General features: G+C 44.7%; 11 protein-coding genes. 7 read left to right on the top strand and 4 right to left on the bottom strand.

Features of this window, described 5'->3' with window-relative positions; all coding sequences use genetic code 11:
- Nucleotides 1–29: 29 nt before the first annotated feature.
- Both J2Z69_RS13690 and J2Z69_RS13685 read right to left on the bottom strand, forming a co-directional pair.
- Nucleotides 30–1,244 carry a CynX/NimT family MFS transporter gene (locus tag J2Z69_RS13690; protein WP_342591594.1) on the bottom strand — a complete coding sequence of 405 codons (1,215 nt, stop codon included), beginning with the start codon at nucleotides 1,242–1,244 and terminating at the stop codon, nucleotides 30–32.
- 166 nt (nucleotides 1,245–1,410) lie between these two features.
- On the bottom strand, nucleotides 1,411–2,832 hold the full coding sequence (locus J2Z69_RS13685; RefSeq protein WP_209863676.1) for a VanW family protein: 1,422 nt from the start codon (nucleotides 2,830–2,832) through the stop codon (nucleotides 1,411–1,413).
- Between the two features lie 286 nt (nucleotides 2,833–3,118).
- Here J2Z69_RS13685 and ftsE point away from each other — a divergent pair, with 286 nt between their 5' ends.
- From ftsE to J2Z69_RS13660, 5 genes are all read left to right on the top strand, one after another.
- A complete protein-coding gene (gene ftsE, locus J2Z69_RS13680; RefSeq protein ID WP_209863673.1) occupies nucleotides 3,119–3,805 on the top strand; it encodes a cell division ATP-binding protein FtsE in 687 nt (228 codons plus the stop codon).
- A complete protein-coding gene (ftsX, locus tag J2Z69_RS13675) occupies nucleotides 3,795–4,709 on the top strand; it encodes a permease-like cell division protein FtsX (RefSeq protein ID WP_209863670.1) in 915 nt (304 codons plus the stop codon). Before ftsE ends, ftsX begins: the two co-directional genes overlap by 11 nt.
- A gap of 30 nt (nucleotides 4,710–4,739) precedes the next feature.
- Nucleotides 4,740–6,053, top strand: coding sequence for a murein hydrolase activator EnvC family protein (locus J2Z69_RS13670; RefSeq protein ID WP_209863667.1), 1,314 nt, complete (start codon nucleotides 4,740–4,742; stop codon nucleotides 6,051–6,053).
- Between the two features lie 153 nt (nucleotides 6,054–6,206).
- Nucleotides 6,207–7,661 (top strand): S41 family peptidase, encoded by a 1,455-nt coding sequence (locus tag J2Z69_RS13665; protein WP_209863664.1) that lies wholly within the window; start codon nucleotides 6,207–6,209, stop codon nucleotides 7,659–7,661.
- 98 nt (nucleotides 7,662–7,759) lie between these two features.
- Complete coding sequence (locus J2Z69_RS13660) at nucleotides 7,760–9,052, top strand: PDZ domain-containing protein (RefSeq protein WP_245339303.1); 1,293 nt, start codon at nucleotides 7,760–7,762, stop codon at nucleotides 9,050–9,052.
- Between the two features lie 113 nt (nucleotides 9,053–9,165).
- Here J2Z69_RS13660 and J2Z69_RS13655 read toward each other — a convergent pair whose 3' ends face one another.
- On the bottom strand, nucleotides 9,166–9,993 hold the full coding sequence (locus J2Z69_RS13655) for a flagellar motor protein MotB (RefSeq protein WP_209863658.1): 828 nt from the start codon (nucleotides 9,991–9,993) through the stop codon (nucleotides 9,166–9,168).
- Nucleotides 9,990–10,787, bottom strand: coding sequence for a flagellar motor protein (locus J2Z69_RS13650; RefSeq protein ID WP_209863656.1), 798 nt, complete (start codon nucleotides 10,785–10,787; stop codon nucleotides 9,990–9,992). The genes J2Z69_RS13655 and J2Z69_RS13650 overlap by 4 nt, the downstream gene beginning before the upstream one ends.
- Nucleotides 10,788–11,055: 268 nt before the next feature.
- Between J2Z69_RS13650 and uvrB the strand changes: the two genes are divergently transcribed.
- Together uvrB and uvrA are read left to right on the top strand one after the other, a co-directional pair.
- A complete protein-coding gene (gene uvrB, locus J2Z69_RS13645) occupies nucleotides 11,056–13,047 on the top strand; it encodes an excinuclease ABC subunit UvrB (RefSeq protein ID WP_209863653.1) in 1,992 nt (663 codons plus the stop codon).
- A gap of 56 nt (nucleotides 13,048–13,103) precedes the next feature.
- Nucleotides 13,104–15,968 (top strand): excinuclease ABC subunit UvrA, encoded by a 2,865-nt coding sequence (gene uvrA / locus J2Z69_RS13640; protein ID WP_209863650.1) that lies wholly within the window; start codon nucleotides 13,104–13,106, stop codon nucleotides 15,966–15,968.
- Nucleotides 15,969–16,059: the final 91 nt, after the last annotated feature.

Genomic DNA, 16,059 nt, shown 5'->3' with positions numbered 1-16,059 from the left:
AATTAATCCCCAACATACAGATCTACGGCTTAGGATATGACTCGATTGCGTCCCGCACTCAGACCACATAACAAGATGATACATGAAATAACAACGAGCAAGATTAATGGAGCGGTCCAGCTTCCTGTCATATCGTGAATAAGTCCGAACAACGGAGGACCCGCAGCAGCTAATAAATAGCCAAATGATTGAGCCATTCCCGAAAGTTCTGCAGCTTGTTCCGTCGTTCGTGTACGTAAAGAGAATAGGATAATAACTAGACTGAAGCTACATCCGCCCGCAACACCAATCAAAATCATCCATAAAGCAAGCCATGAGCTTCCGCTGAGGAGAAGCCCGGTGTAACCAATGATATAGAGGATGGCTACGCCTGTACTTATACTGCGCTGACTTTTCATGCGACCGGCAATAACCGGGATGAGAAATGAACCAGGAAGACTGACGAACTGCATCAGGGACAGCATCCAGCCTGCTGATGAAGCCGATAATCCTCGTTGCTGCAATATTTCTGGAATCCATGCGATGCCGACATAAAATGTAACGGATTGAAAACCCATCAATAGCGTAATCGTCCACGCGAGAGGAGATTTCCATAAGCTTGACGTAGAAGCGGGCTGAGTGGCGGCCACTTGAGCTTTATGTTGTTGTCCCCGCTGCTGCGGAATCCATGCAATCATAGCAAGCACTGCCAAAATGGCCCAGATTCCTAGTGCTCCGCGCCATCCTAGACCTAATGTGGTCGATAGTGGAATACTAAGACCGGATGAGAGTGCGGCGAACAAATTCATGGAGAAGGAGTATAACCCCGTCATGGTGCCTACCTGTGTAGTAAATTCCCGTTTGATTAGGCTTGGAAGTAACACATTGTTCACAGCAATAGCTGCTCCAAGCATGGCCGTTCCCAAAAAAAGGAATATAGTAGAAGGTAAAGATCTAATAAGAATTCCGAAGAGAAGCAGGATTAATGCCAAAAACATTGTACGTTCCATGCCTAGACGTCTTCCAAGCTTGGGTGCTAGTGGTGAGATCAAGGCAAATGCTAACAACGGAAGCGTAGTAAGCATACCTAATAATGTGTGAGACAGAGAAGTAGCTGAACGAAGGGTATCCGTTAAAGGGCCTACCGCGGTTATCGGCGCCCGAAGTGTAGTCGCTACCAAAATGATGCCGGGCACAAGGGTCCAGAGTCCAGCTTGGGCCATTCGTTTTGTAGTAGCTGAAGATGAGGATGTAATGACAATCAATTCCTTTCATGTCCTGTGAAGTTTTCAAAGCTCTGATACAGGTATATCACAGTTTGAGAGCAAAGAACAGGCTCAAGGAAGGGTCATTATTTTGTATGCGATTACAGTCCTACGCTGGTTGACTCAGTGTGCGCAATAACACTTTGTGTTAATAACTAGGAAATTTTCAACTATATGGGATGAGTAGGCTGCTGACGCCATCTTCGAGAATACGATCTTTACTAGGACGTGGCACACTCTCACTGCCCGGATCGGTCGGGATATGATGGACTCCGATGAGATTCGGCTGGGCAGGATACGTATCTCTAGAGATACGCTCAGGAGCTTTAGGTTTACCTTGAATCCATTTCGTACGGTAAGTCTCTACAATATAGCCTGGTTTGCCTGGCTGAATAAGCTGACTGCTCCCAGCAGGAAGCGCAGCATTCGCCACATACTTATTCTGGGCTTGAATTTCCTCAATAACTTTGGAGGTAATCTCATAATGCTCATCTTCAGGCAGATCTCCAAAAAGTTTCACGCTAAGCTTAAGATCCTCGACCTGACTGTGAATAAGTACATAATGTGATGTAGTATTTCGGAATTTAAAGTTAATATATCCTTTTGCAAACGTAGCATCTTGTCCTTTCGGCAGGTAACTTACAGGCAGAGAGTGATTACGACGCTCTACAATCTGAAGCCCCGCTCGTATAGCGGCCCCGTATAACGTACTGGATACCTGACAAATGCCTCCTCCAATACCCGGGATAAGTCTGCCTTGAAAAATAACAGGGGCGGGCTGAAAACCATACGTGTGCTCAGCTCGTTCAACCACCTTGCTATAATCAAACACTTCTCCAGGAGCCAAAAGCATCCCGTCGATAATCTGCGAGGCAGCCTCTACATTATGCACTCTACCTTCAGTACTGGTGGTTAGATGTGTCTGGAATTCCGTCAATTTATGATCAATTCCTTGCTCCTTAAGAATGTCGAGCGTAACAGCAGGGGGGGCATCCCATAGGGGGATTTCTAGGGTCTTATCATGAAAAGCATCCTGAGAGGTCTTTGGGATAGCCTTGCGAAAGGATTCGTTCAAAGTAGACCAGTCTATTCGAATTGCCGAAGAACCTGCCTCATAACGAAACGTATCATTAGCCAGCAGAATACGGCGTGCATTAATGGGTGATCCGAATTGTTTCTTTTCCCAGGATGGACTTAGTACACTAGTTAGTTTCTTTCGGTCCCAGCGTACGGTATATTGCCACTGCTTTGGGAAATACCACCGTGTTTTAACCCGATTCCAAAGCGTACCTCCGTTTAATTTGCTTAATTCCTGAGCCAGTTCTTCCGATGAATAATCAACACCACTTTGCTCCCAGTTCATGCGAATATGGGCGGGAGCATTCCCGGAGATGGCCGGAACATAATAGTTAACTTGACCTGCGCGAATTCGCTGCTGCTCTTGCTCTACAGCCTGCTTAGCTTCTTCAAAAGGCAGTCCGCCAATCTCGGTAGAACCGATCTTCACACCTGAGGGAACAGTGCCCCGGTGGGCATACAGTTCAAGGAGTCCGAATCCTAATGCCCAGAGGAGAATAATAATGGCCAAACATATGGTTAAAATATGAGCTTTTCTCAGAATTATCGCCCCTTTTAGGAAAGATGAGTTAGTCCAATTACATGTACAACCATGTATATGCAAAGACCCAGGAAAACTTTCGGGTACTCAAAAGGTTACAAGTTTGTTACAATAGGGGACTAAGGGATGGATTTCCTCATCTTTTAAAGGATTTCGCTGGAACGTGTCGAACTAATACAGCCTAGGTAATCATCCTTATTACACCGTAGACCCCCGACCAAGATAGGACTAGACATAACGCTTAGGAAGTGATTCTGTGATTGAAATGCAAGATGTATGGAAGACGTATCCCAACGGTGCTCATGCCCTTCAAGGCGTGTCCGTAAAGATTGATCGAAATGAATTTGTATACCTCGTGGGCCCATCAGGTGCCGGCAAATCTACGTTTATGAAATTGATCTACAGAGAGGAAGTCCCTACTAAGGGTCAAATCTCTGTAAATGGATTCAATATCGGCAAACTCAAACCTCGCAAAATTCCTTATGTCCGCCGAAATATCGGTGTCGTTTTCCAAGATTTCAGATTGTTACCACGGCTCACAGCCTATGAGAATGTAGCCTTTGCCCTCGAAGTCATCGAGGCGCCTAAGAAGATCATTAAGAAACGTGTGAATGAAGTGCTCGACCTTGTGGGACTGAAAGGTAAGGCAGGACGAGAGCCCTCGCAGCTATCTGGAGGAGAGCAACAGCGTGTGGCTATCGCTAGAGCCATTGTGAATAATCCATCCGTAATTATTGCCGATGAGCCGACGGGGAATTTGGATCCTGAGACCTCATGGGGCATTATGCAATTGCTTGATGAGATTAATTTCCGCGGAACAACGATTGTTATGGCGACTCACAATAAGGATATTGTGAACAGCATGCGCAAACGGGTGATTGCTATAGAAGAGGGCAGTATTGTTCGTGACCAGCTTCGAGGGGAGTACGGATATGACTTTTAGAACCTTTCTTAGACACTTACGTGAAGGGACTAAAAATGTATTCCGTAATGGTTGGATGTCCATCGCATCTATTACGTCAATCATTGTTTCTTTACTCATATTAGGTGTATTTATTCTCCTTGTACTTAACGTCAATGCATTCGCAGATGACGCAGATAATCAAGTTCAGATTAGTGCTTTCTTGAATTCAAAAGTGCCTCAGGCCGAAGTAGACAAGATTCGTAATGAGATAGCCATGATGCCAGAGGTGAGCAAAGTTGATTTTGTATCGAGAAATCAGGGGCTCAAAGATTTTAAGAGTAAGCTCGGAGATAACGGTAAGGATCTTCTTGATGGGTATACGGAAGAGACGAATCCTATTCCAGACACGCTCAAAGTCGAAGTGATTGAACCTACTACAGTAGCTTTTGTAGCCTCCAAAATTGAAGCACTGAATAAGAAATATACAGACGCACCCATTTTTAAAGTGAATTATGGACAAGGAACCATTGAGAAGTTATTTAAAATTACACGCACCATTCGTAATGTAGGTTTCATCTTTGTTGTAGGACTTGGTATCATGGCCATGTTCCTGATCTCAAATACCATTCGTGTCACGATTCTGGCACGCCGCCGTGAGATTGGAATCATGAAATTGGTAGGAGCGACGAATTTCTTCATCCGCTGGCCCTTCTTTGTGGAAGGTGGCTTAATTGGGCTTATAGGCTCTCTTGTTACTTCGGCTGTATTAATTTTTGGTTATCGGCAGATGGTGGAGTCTGTGAGTCAGGATATTTCCTTACCTATTCATTTAATCCCGATGAGTGATATTGGTCTTCCCATAGTCTCTTTAATGATTGGACTTGGACTGTTAATAGGAATTTGGGGAAGTACGGTATCGATACGCAAATTCTTAAAAGTATAGAACGATTTAGATCAGAATGGAGAGAACACATTGAAGAAATGGTTATCCGTAGTTGTCGTAACTGCGCTGGCTTCGGTACTATTTGTGCCAAGTGAAAGCTATGCCAAAAAGCGAACGGTCGATCAAATCGACCATGAATTAAGAGCTCTGCAGCAACAGGCGAAACAAGCCCAGACGGAGCAGCAGCAAGCCGATAGTGACAAGCAGGATGCTGCGCACTATAAAAATAAAGCAACGAATTTCTTGCAGGTGGTATTGCAGCAAATTGATTCGGTTAGTGGAGAACTGTCAAAGATCTCAGCGGATATTGATAAGACGGAGTCAGATTTACATACGACTGCTGAACAAATTGACCAGACACAAAAACGCATTGATGAGCGTGAAAAACTGCTCGATTCTAGAATACGTCTAATGTACACCGATGGTGTAGTGTCTTATCTTGATGTTCTTTTATCGTCTACAAGCTTCACGGATTTCCTTGATCGTGCAGATTCCTTACAAGCCATTGCACAGCAAGATCAGAATATTCTTGAAGATCACAAGAAAGACAAGGCACTTATTCAAGTCGAACAGAAGAAATTACAGGCTTCTTACAGCAGAGCTAAGTTGCTGTACGCTCAAGCGGCAAGTAGGCGTGCAACTTTAGCTCAGAAGGAGAAGGAAAAAGAGTCGCTGATTGCGAGCTATCAAAATAAGATTGAGCAGTCGGATGACATCAGTGCAGATCAAGACAAGTTGCTTGTGAGCATTGCTTCTAAGCGTGCGCAATTAGCGCAAGAGAAGAACAAGATTAAGGCCGCGCAAATCTATGCTTACAATCAGAAGAAAAAAGCTGAAGCGAAAGCCAAGGCTGAGGCCGCGGCAAATGCCCATAAAGTAGTAGCTTCAACCAACTCAGATTCGAGCTCGAACTCATCGGAGGACCACTCAAGTTCTGGCGGCGGTTTTACAGGTAATGGAGGCTCCATGGCTCTACCTGTATCGGGCGCAAGAATTTCTTCTCCCTTCGGATATCGAATTCATCCAATTACCGGTGCGAAAAAGCTTCATACGGGAACGGATTTTGCAGTAGGGATTGGAACAGATGTACATGCAGCAGATAATGGCGTAGTCATCGTTGCGGAGTGGTGGAGCGGTTATGGGAACTGTGTCATTATCGACCATGGTAATAACGTGTGGACACTGTATGGCCACTTATCCGAGATTAAGGTACAGAAGGGGGATAACGTTCAGCGCGGAAGCCTAATTGCGGAATCAGGCAATACAGGGGCTTCTACGGGACCGCATTTACACTTTGAAGTGCGGCTGAATGGTACTCCTGTGGATGCCATGCCTTACTTGTAGTTGCATAGTTAGAGACGGGTACTGCCAGCGCATTGGCTTGCCCGTTTCTCTTTTTTTCTAGATAAATATTCCGTACAAGCTAAACATATACTATGATGGACATTACAGGTCTGCATCAAGTCAGCCCGAAATAGGAAAGGCGGTGATTGAGCAATGTACAAAGGACGGACAGTTGCCCTTTTTGTAGTGGTAGCCGTACTTGCTAGCAGTATTTTGACCATGACCCTTACAGGGAACTGGAATTTCGCAAGAAGTGGAGTCGCGGGTAGCGGAAGTTATGCTTCTACGGCAGGACAGGCTTCGAAAGAAGACATGAGTAAGATCGAGACAGCGCTCAATCTGGTCAAGAATAACTACGTTCAGAATGTAGACCAGAGTAAGTTAGTGGATGGAGCCATCAATGGGATAATGGGTGCCTTGGATGATCCGTTCTCTTCTTATATGGGAAAAACAACTGCTGAACAGTTCACCTCACAGATTCAAGGCTCTTTTTCGGGAATCGGTGCAGAAGTATCTATGGAGAATGGCAACGTCGTTGTAGTATCTCCAATCAAAGGCTCTCCCGCTGAGAAAGCAGGAATTCATGCCAAAGATATTTTGCTCTCGGTGAACGGAGAATCTTTTGAGGGACTGGGACTGAATGAAGCCGTAGCTAAAATTCGCGGCAAGAAAGGCACGATAGCTAAAGTCAAAGTGAAGCGTGCAGGGAACAGTGCGGTACTTGAATTTGCTATCAAGCGTGATGATATTGCGATGGAGACGGTCAATGCCCATATGGATAAGAATAAGATCGGATACATTGAAATTACGGAATTCTCATTGAACACAGGCGAACGTTTCAAGAAGGAACTTGAAAGCTTGGAGAATCAGGGAATGAAGGGACTTGTGATAGATGTTCGTAACAATCCAGGCGGTGTGTTATCCGTCGTAATTGACATGGCTCAGCGTATGATTGGCAAAGACAAGATTATTGTTCAAGTTGAGGACAAGAAGCAGCAACGGGAGAAGACGCTCTCAAAAGGAACGGCAAAAGATTACCCGATAGCTGTCTTAACGAATAAAGGGAGTGCCAGTGCTTCAGAGATTTTAGCAGGTGCGCTGCAAGAATCAGCCAATGCGAAGTTAATCGGAGATACGACGTACGGAAAAGGCACAGTTCAGACGAGCTTTGAAAAAGAGCTGGGTGATGGAAGTTTGCTAAAAATCACCATTGCCAAATGGCTCACGCCTAAAGGAGAATGGATTCATAAGAAGGGGATTAAACCGGATATTGCGGTAGCCCAACCTGCGTATTTTGCAGCAGCTCCCATCAACAAAGAAAAAACCTGGAAATATGATATGAATGATGACAATATCAAAAATGCACAAGTTATGCTGGACGGACTAGGATTTGCTCCGGGACGTAAGGATGGTTACTTCGATACCAACACCTTAAATGCAGTGAAGAGCTTTCAGAAGAGCAATACTCTAACAGTTACAGGTGAGATTGACAGTAAGACAGCCGAAGCACTGGAGAAGAATCTCATCACCCACATTCGGGATCCGAAAAATGATGTGCAACTAAACCGCGCTTTCACAGAGGTCGAGAAGGAAATTACGGCACGCTAGGCGAATTAGTAAAGGAGGCTGTCTACCAGCCTTCTTTTTTTCTGTTTTAGCAGGGTATGCAGGATAGTCAGCACGAACCTAAGGAGAGTGATCCATACTTGAATATATGGCTTGATTGGTTGTGGAGAGGGTCGGATGCGTTAGTAAGTTTGTTTATGCAGCCGTTTTATTATATTTCAATTCTATTAATTGTGTTGCAATATAGAAGGCAGGTTACGCTCGAGCGTAAGCTATTTCATGTGCGTCTTCATAGCTGGGTACACCAAGCATGGAGAACAATTCTGGGCGGGCTAGCTGCAGGTATAGGCATCTCATTACTAAGCGCATGGCTAGGGATGACGCTTACCTTTGACGGCATAATTTGCATTTGGGTGGTTACGCTGATTTTGCTGCTATTCCGCGTGAGATATCTATGTTTTGCTTATTCGGTAGGCCTCTTAGGTATAATTCAGTTCGGATTATCGTGGTTCCCAAATTTTCATCTTCAAGGCATTCTGGACTCATCCGTACAGACAATTCGGGAGCTTAACATTCCTGCTTTGCTTGCATTAGTCGCCATGCTTCATATCGCCGAAGCATTACTCATTCGCTGGCAGGGGGCATCCTTTGCGGGGCCTGTGTTTTATGAAGGGAAGCGAGGCAAAGTGGTCGGTGGGTACCAAATGAAGAATTTCTGGCCTGTACCGCTATTTCTGCTCGTTCCAGCTCAAACACCTGGCAGCTTGTTACCATGGACTCCTTTTTTTGGGGGAGAGGCTTGGCAAGGAGGATTCACATTTCTGGCCCTACCTATCGTTATTGGATTCACGGAGATGACTGTAAGTCAGCTTCCTAAAGTCAAAGCTAGATTGACCTCAAGTCGACTATTGATCTACGGTATAGTCCTTTTTATATTGGCTCTGAGTGCATCTTGGTGGAGTCCACTTATGTTAGTCGCAGCATTGGCCGCTTTTATATTACATGAAGGGCTCGTCTTGTATAGCAAAATGGATGAACAAAATCGCAGCCCTATATTTGTTCATCCTCGGCGAGGGCTGAAAGTGTTAGCGATTCTCCCCGGAAGTCCCGCTGAAGAATTAGGAATTGAAGCTGGGGAAGTGTTGTTCAAAATCAATGGTTTGGCTGTCGACAATAAAGAACAGTTACATCGTGGGTTAAGGATGAACCCCGCCTTTTGTAAATTGGAAGTGCTCAACTTGCAGGGGGAGAGTAAATTCCTACAACGAGCAATATATGCCGGAGATCATCACCAGTTAGGTGTTATTCTTGTACCCGATGATGATGCACCTGTCGCCCTTCGTGTAAAGTCCTTGTCCTTATTGGAGCTTCTGTCACCACGTAGAGGGGCTACAAGGCATGAGGATCAGAGGACAATTAGTAATGACTCTTGAGGTCGCCTATAGATGGTAATCACTTTTGGCCATTGCTTATATAACGTGACAATGCTAAATTATAAAAACTAAAAACCTCAGCGGCATCATATGCGCTGAGGCTTTTTCTTATATTATTGCTGCAATTGGCGTAGAACCGTAATTTCAACGCGGCGATTTTTGGATCGACCCTGTTCCGTAGTGTTGTCTGCGGTGGGATGAGTGTCCGCATATCCAGCGTATTGGAACTTGTCGCTATCCAGATTCGGATTATTTAAGAAATATCTAAGGACCGAAAGTGCTCTTGCCCCAGAGAGCTCCCAATTATCTGTGTATCTAGAGGCCCGAGTAATCGGCTGATTATCCGAATGCCCTTCAATACTGACTACCGTATCAAGCTTGGTGAACAAGCTAGCTAACTTGGATAAGGTCTGATTGGAGCCTGCTTTGAGATCAGCTCTTCCTGCATCAAATAAGAAGCGGTCGCTAAGTGTAATCGTGATTCCCTTGGCTAAATCCGATACACGAATCTGTTCCTGCAAGTTATTATCCTGGATATACTTTTGAATGACTCTCATCAAATCTTGAAGCTGTGATTCCTGTTTGCGAAAGGCGATTTCTCGTTCACTTAGCGGTGAATTAGAAGAATTGTTACTCAATGTAGAACCCGAACCTGCGGCCTTCGTAACCGCTGACGGTGTTGTAGAAGGTGGGTTCTTGGATCGGTACTTGTCGGCGCTGCCATTGACACCAGATCCCATCTCTAGAACGGAATCTCCTTTTTTAAAAGTGTGCTGAAGAGACTCTGTAACTACTTTGTACTTGTCCGCATCTAGACGACTCATCGCATACATAATGACGAAAAAGATTAACAATAGCGTGATGAGATCGGCATAAGTAATCATCCAGCGATCTTTTGTATCAGAGGTCTCCACTTTTCCCCGTCGGCGTGAGTTTCTCATTTAACTGCCTCCGTTGAATTGGAAAGATCTTTTTCAACTCGCGGGGTTCTGCGATCGGCGGTAAAGGATTCTAATTTTTTGCGCACAAGTAGGGGATGGTCCCCATTCTGCACCGAGAGAATTCCGAACAAAAGCATCTCCAAATGTAGAATTTCATCTTCACCCCGGGTTTTGATTTTGGTAGCAATGGGAAGAAAAATAAGATTGGCACTTGCCACCCCATAGAGCGTAGCTGTAAAAGCTAGCGCAATTGCAGGCCCAAGCGCTGACGGATCGGATAAACTTCCAAGTACATGAATAAGTCCCATCACTGTGCCGATAATTCCCATTGTAGGGGCATACCCACCAGCGGCTTCGAATACTTTGGCGAATCCCTGATGTCTCGTCTCTACGGCATCCATTTCCAGCTCCATAATCTGTTTGACGAGGTGTTGATCGGTTCCATCGACTACAAGTTGAATGCCTTCTTTTAGAAAAGGATCTTCATGATCTAAAACTTGTCGTTCCAGAGCTAGAAGGCCTGATCTACGAGCAGTTACCGCCATGTTCACGATATCTTCAATCATCTCCAGATGATTCTGTTTTCTGGCGGAAAAGGCGATGCCAAGGGCCCGAGGAATGGTGCGAAGCTTGGATGGAGGGAAGCTGACCATTACAGCGGCAAAGGTACCTCCAAAAACAATCAAAGCGGAAGTAACCTGCATGAGGCCGTGAATTTCGCCGCCTTCCCATAGAAAGCCACCCACAATAGCCAGTAAACCAATAAGTATTCCAAGTACTGTAGTTATATCCAATGCTTTTATCACTCCTACGTCGGACTTTCCATTGCATCACTTTCATGAAAAAGGTATAATATTATGGGAACAAGCATTCCTATTCATGGAATACAAAGGATTTCCTCTTTTTATATAGATGTTTATTAAATATCGGTTTTCAGGTTTATATATTAAATGAGGCGTAATGCCTCTTTTTCATAAGAGAAACTGTTACTTTCGCATTATGTCATAGTTGAGCTATAGATGCATAGATGTTCATTTTAAAGGACGTGGGTGATGTTAGGCAATGAGTGATATTGTCGTCAGTAATCAGAAATTTGAACTGGTATCCGATTTCACACCTCAGGGAGATCAACCTGTTGCAGTGGAGGAGTTGATTCAGGGTGTTGTTCGAGGCAAGAAGCATCAGACTCTGTTAGGTGCAACAGGAACGGGCAAAACCTTTACGATAGCTAATGCAATTGCTAAGCTAGGTCGTCCAACTTTAGTCATCGCGCACAATAAGACACTGGCTGCTCAATTGGCTAGTGAATTTAAGGATTTCTTCCCGAATAATTCGGTTGATTATTTTGTGAGTTATTACGATTACTACCAGCCCGAAGCTTATATTCCTTCGTCAGATACTTATATAGAGAAAGATTCCAGTATAAATGAAGAGATCGATAAACTGCGACATTCCGCAACCAGTTCTTTATTTGAACGGCGGGATGTCATTATTGTAGCAAGTGTATCATGTATATATGGTCTTGGTTCTCCTGTAGAATATCGTAATCTGCTGCTGTCACTTCGAGTAGGTATGGAGAAACCTCGCAATCAAATTTTGGCCCGTTTGGTTGACATTCAGTATCAACGGAATGATATCAACTTTGTGCGCGGAACTTTCCGTGTGCGTGGGGATGTGCTTGAGATTTTCCCAGCTTCTAAGGGAGAACAAGCAGTTCGTGTCGAATTTTTTGGTGATGAAATTGAACGGATTACTGAGATTGATGTCTTAACCGGCGAGTTAATTGGGGAACGTGATCACATTGCGATTTTCCCAGCTTCTCACTTTGTCACCCAAGAAGAGACGATGCGTGTAGCCTTGGTCAACATTGAACGTGAGCTCGAAGAGCAATTAGAGAAGTTTCGTGCTGAAGGCAAGCTGCTAGAAGCTCAGCGCTTAGAACAGCGAACTCGGTATGATATCGAGATGATGAAAGAAGTGGGCTTTTGTTCGGGGATTGAGAACTACTCAGGTCCGCTTACGTTCCGTGAACGCGGCGCTACGCCTTATACTTTAATGGATTATTTCCCGGATGATATGTTGATTGTGATTGATGAGTCACATGTGACCTTGCCACAGATTCGTGCGATGTATAATGGTGACCAAGCTCGTAAAAATGTATTGGTTGACCATGGTTTCCGCCTGCCCTCAGCGCTGGATAATCGCCCTCTGAAATTTGAAGAATTTGAAGAGAAGATCAAAGAAATTATTTACGTGTCTGCAACCCCGGGTCCATTCGAGATTGAACATACGGATACGATGATTCAGCAGATTATTCGTCCAACAGGACTGCTAGATCCAATCATTGAAGTTCGTCCAACAAAAGGACAAATTGATGATATGATTGGTGAAATTCACGACCGGATTGCCAAGGATGAACGTGTGCTAGTTACGACATTAACTAAGAAAATGTCCGAAGACCTGACTGACTATTTGAAAGAGATTGGTATCAAAGTAAGATACCTGCACTCGGATATTAAGACGCTTGAGCGGATGCAGATTTTGCGCGATCTTCGTCTAGGGACGTTCCATGTTCTGATTGGGATTAACTTATTGCGGGAAGGTCTCGACCTACCTGAGGTATCATTGGTTACCATTCTGGATGCGGATAAAGAAGGTTTCTTGCGTTCAGAACGTTCTCTTATTCAGACGATTGGACGGGCTGCGCGGAACTCAGACGGCCGTGTCATTATGTATGGTGACAAGATTACGGATTCCATGGCTAAAGCAATAAAAGAGACGGAGCGACGTCGTGAAATCCAGATCGCGTATAATGAAAAGCATGGAATCACGCCGCAGACGATTCGCAAGCGAATTCGCGATGTCATTGAAGCGACCAAAGTGGCAGAGAGCAAAGCCGATTATCTTACAGACGGAGCTCAGAAGATGTCGAAGAAAGATCGTCAATCTTACATTGGTCGCCTAGAAGCAGAGATGAAGGATGCAGCTAAGAATCTTCAGTTCGAACGGGCCGCAGAGCTTCGTGACGCGATTATGGAATTGAAAGCGGAGTAGCTCATTTGAATGTGAGAGTGAGTTTTGCATATGCAGAACTTTAAGGAGATGAAACCATGCCCATAGATAATATAGTAATTAAGGGTGCGAGAGCACATAATTTAAAAAATATAGATATTACGATACCCCGGGATCGATTTGTTGTGCTTACAGGACTAAGTGGTTCGGGGAAATCATCGCTTGCCTTCGATACGATCTATGCAGAAGGACAACGCCGTTATGTAGAGTCTCTTTCGGCTTATGCACGCCAGTTTCTAGGTCAAATGGAGAAGCCCGATGTCGACTCTATCGAAGGACTATCTCCAGCGATTTCGATTGACCAGAAGACAACCAGTCGTAATCCGAGGTCTACAGTGGGTACAGTTACTGAGATTTATGACTATCTTAGATTATTATTCGCACGAATTGGGCATCCTCATTGTCCTGAGCACGGTGTGGAAATTTCGTCGCAGACGGTGGAACAAATGGTGGATCGGATTATGCTTTATCCAGAGAAGACCCGCCTCCAAATCTTAGCGCCTGTAATTTCAGGACGAAAGGGTGAGCACAAAAGTCTCTTTTCAGAGATTAGTAAGCAAGGTTTCGTACGTGTTCGTGTGAATGGAGAGCTTCGCGATTTGTCCGAGACCATCGAACTTGAAAAGAACAAGAAGCATACCATCGAAGTGGTGGTAGACCGTATTGTAGTCAAGGAAGATGTTCAATCTAGATTGGCAGATTCCATTGAGACTGCGCTCAAACTGTCGGGAGGACAAATTCTCGTCGATATTATCGGACAAGAAGAGCTTCGATTCAGTTCCAATTTTGCCTGCCCGATTTGTGGATTCAGTATTGAAGAGCTAGCTCCGCGAATGTTCTCTTTCAATAGTCCATTTGGGGCATGTCCAGAATGCGATGGACTTGGCGCTAAGATGGTAGTGGATCCAGATCTTCTGGTATCGGATTCGCGTAAAACGATTGAAGGTGGTGCATTTGAGGCTTGGGCGGGAAGTACCTCTAATTATTATCCGCAATACCTGAAGTCGGTAGCGGATCATTATCATATTCCTCAAGATATCCCTGTATCAGAACTGACGAAGGATCAGATGGACAAGTTACTTTATGGTACGGGATCTCAGCGCATTCGTTTTAAATATCAGAATGATTTTGGTCAAAGCAAGGAAGCGTTCGTTACCTTCGAAGGAATTATTCCGAACTTAGAACGTCGGTATCGGGACACCTCTTCTGAAGGGATTCGAGAATTCATTGAAGGATTTATGAGTGCGAAGCCATGTGGTACATGCAAAGGGCAACGGCTCAAAAAGGAGAGTCTAGCGGTTACAGTAAGTGGTGAGAATATGGCTTTTGTAACTTCACTCTCCATTGGAGATGCAATGAACTTCTTCGATACGATCGAGCTTAGCGAGAAAGAACGGACAATCGCGCATATGATTCTGAAGGAGATTAACAGTCGACTTGGGTTTCTCGTGAATGTAGGGCTGGATTATCTTACAATGAGCCGAGCAGCGGGTACCCTATCGGGGGGGGAGGCGCAGCGCATTCGATTGGCTACTCAGATTGGCTCAAGTCTTATGGGCGTGCTGTATATTCTAGATGAACCTAGTATTGGGCTGCATCAACGTGATAATGATCGCCTAATTGAGACATTGAAGCACATGCGTGATTTGGGAAATACACTCATTGTCGTTGAACATGATGAAGATACAATGCTAGCTTCCGACTATATTATTGATATTGGGCCGGGTGCTGGAATTCATGGGGGGAATGTAGTCTCCCAAGGTACGCCCCAACAAGTTATGGAGGATGCTAATTCTCTAACCGGACAATATTTAAGTGGTCGCAAATTCATTCCAGTGAATCCAGAACGTAGAAAGCCGGATGGACGTTGGATTGAAGTGAGAGGCGCCAAAGAGAATAACCTAAAGAATGTGAATGTGAAGTTCCCGATTGGGGTCTTCTCAGCAGTGACGGGGGTATCTGGCTCAGGAAAATCTACGTTGGTGAATGAGATTTTATACAAGACGTTGGCTAGAGATCTTAACCGTGCTAAGGTTCGCCCAGGACAGTACAAAGAAATGAAGGGGCTTGAGCATATCGAGAAAGTTGTAGATATTGATCAATCTCCGATTGGACGGACGCCTCGTTCAAATCCGGCTACTTATACAGGGGTATTCGACGATATTCGTGACTTATTCTCCCAGACAAATGAAGCGAAGATTCGCGGTTATAAGAAGGGACGTTTTAGCTTTAACATCAAAGGAGGCCGCTGTGAAGCATGCCGTGGTGATGGAATTATCAAGATTGAGATGCACTTCCTTCCTGATGTATATGTCCCTTGTGAAATTTGCAAAGGCAAGCGTTACAATCGGGAGACGTTAGAAGTGAAGTACAAAGATAAGAGCATCTCGGATATTTTAGGGATGACAGTGGAAGATTCCGTAGAGTTCTTCCAGAACATTCCGAAGATTCATCGCAAACTTCAAACATTGCTTGATGTGGGTCTGGGATATGTCACTTTGGGGCAACCAGCCACAACCCTTTCTGGGGGAGAAGCACAGCGTGTGAAATTAGCTTCAGAGTTGTACCGTCGAAGTACAGGCAAGACCATTTATATTCTGGACGAGCCTACTACAGGACTGCATGTGGATGATATCGATCGCCTGCTTAAAGTTCTCCATCGACTGGTTGAATCGGGAGAGACGGTTCTCGTTATTGAGCACAACTTAGATGTAATTAAGACGGCGGACTACCTGATTGATTTGGGACCTGAGGGTGGAAGTGGCGGAGGAACAATTCTAGCTACGGGCACACCGGAAGAACTGATCAAAGTAAAGGGGTCTTACACAGGCCGTTATCTCAAACCTATTCTGGAAAGAGATACTCAGCGTAGCCTCGAATTACAAGAGCAGAGCATGGTTTAACTTAAGATTCTAGACCGAAAGACCTTTCCTAATTATTGGAAGGGTCTTTCCGTACATAAAGATGATTAAATATCCAATTAATTTTATGATT

Origin of the sequence: Paenibacillus shirakamiensis, from assembly GCF_017874255.1 — a bacterium.
In the GTDB taxonomy this organism is placed as follows: domain Bacteria; phylum Bacillota; class Bacilli; order Paenibacillales; family Paenibacillaceae; genus Fontibacillus; species Fontibacillus shirakamiensis.
The sequence above is the reverse complement of the archived record's forward strand: the minus strand, read 5'-3'. Positions and strand labels throughout refer to the sequence as shown.

What these genes read in the sequence shown, in the direction of transcription:
- J2Z69_RS13665 (WP_209863664.1), top strand. Translation starts at nt 6,207, where the DNA reads ATGTACAAAGGACGGACAGTTGCCCTTTTTGTAGTGGTAGCCGTACTT.
- ftsX (WP_209863670.1), top strand. Translation starts at nt 3,795, where the DNA reads ATGACTTTTAGAACCTTTCTTAGACACTTACGTGAAGGGACTAAAAAT.
- J2Z69_RS13655 (WP_209863658.1), bottom strand. Translation starts at nt 9,993, where the DNA reads ATGAGAAACTCACGCCGACGGGGAAAAGTGGAGACCTCTGATACAAAA.
- uvrB (WP_209863653.1), top strand. Translation starts at nt 11,056, where the DNA reads ATGAGTGATATTGTCGTCAGTAATCAGAAATTTGAACTGGTATCCGAT.
- uvrA (WP_209863650.1), top strand. Translation starts at nt 13,104, where the DNA reads ATGCCCATAGATAATATAGTAATTAAGGGTGCGAGAGCACATAATTTA.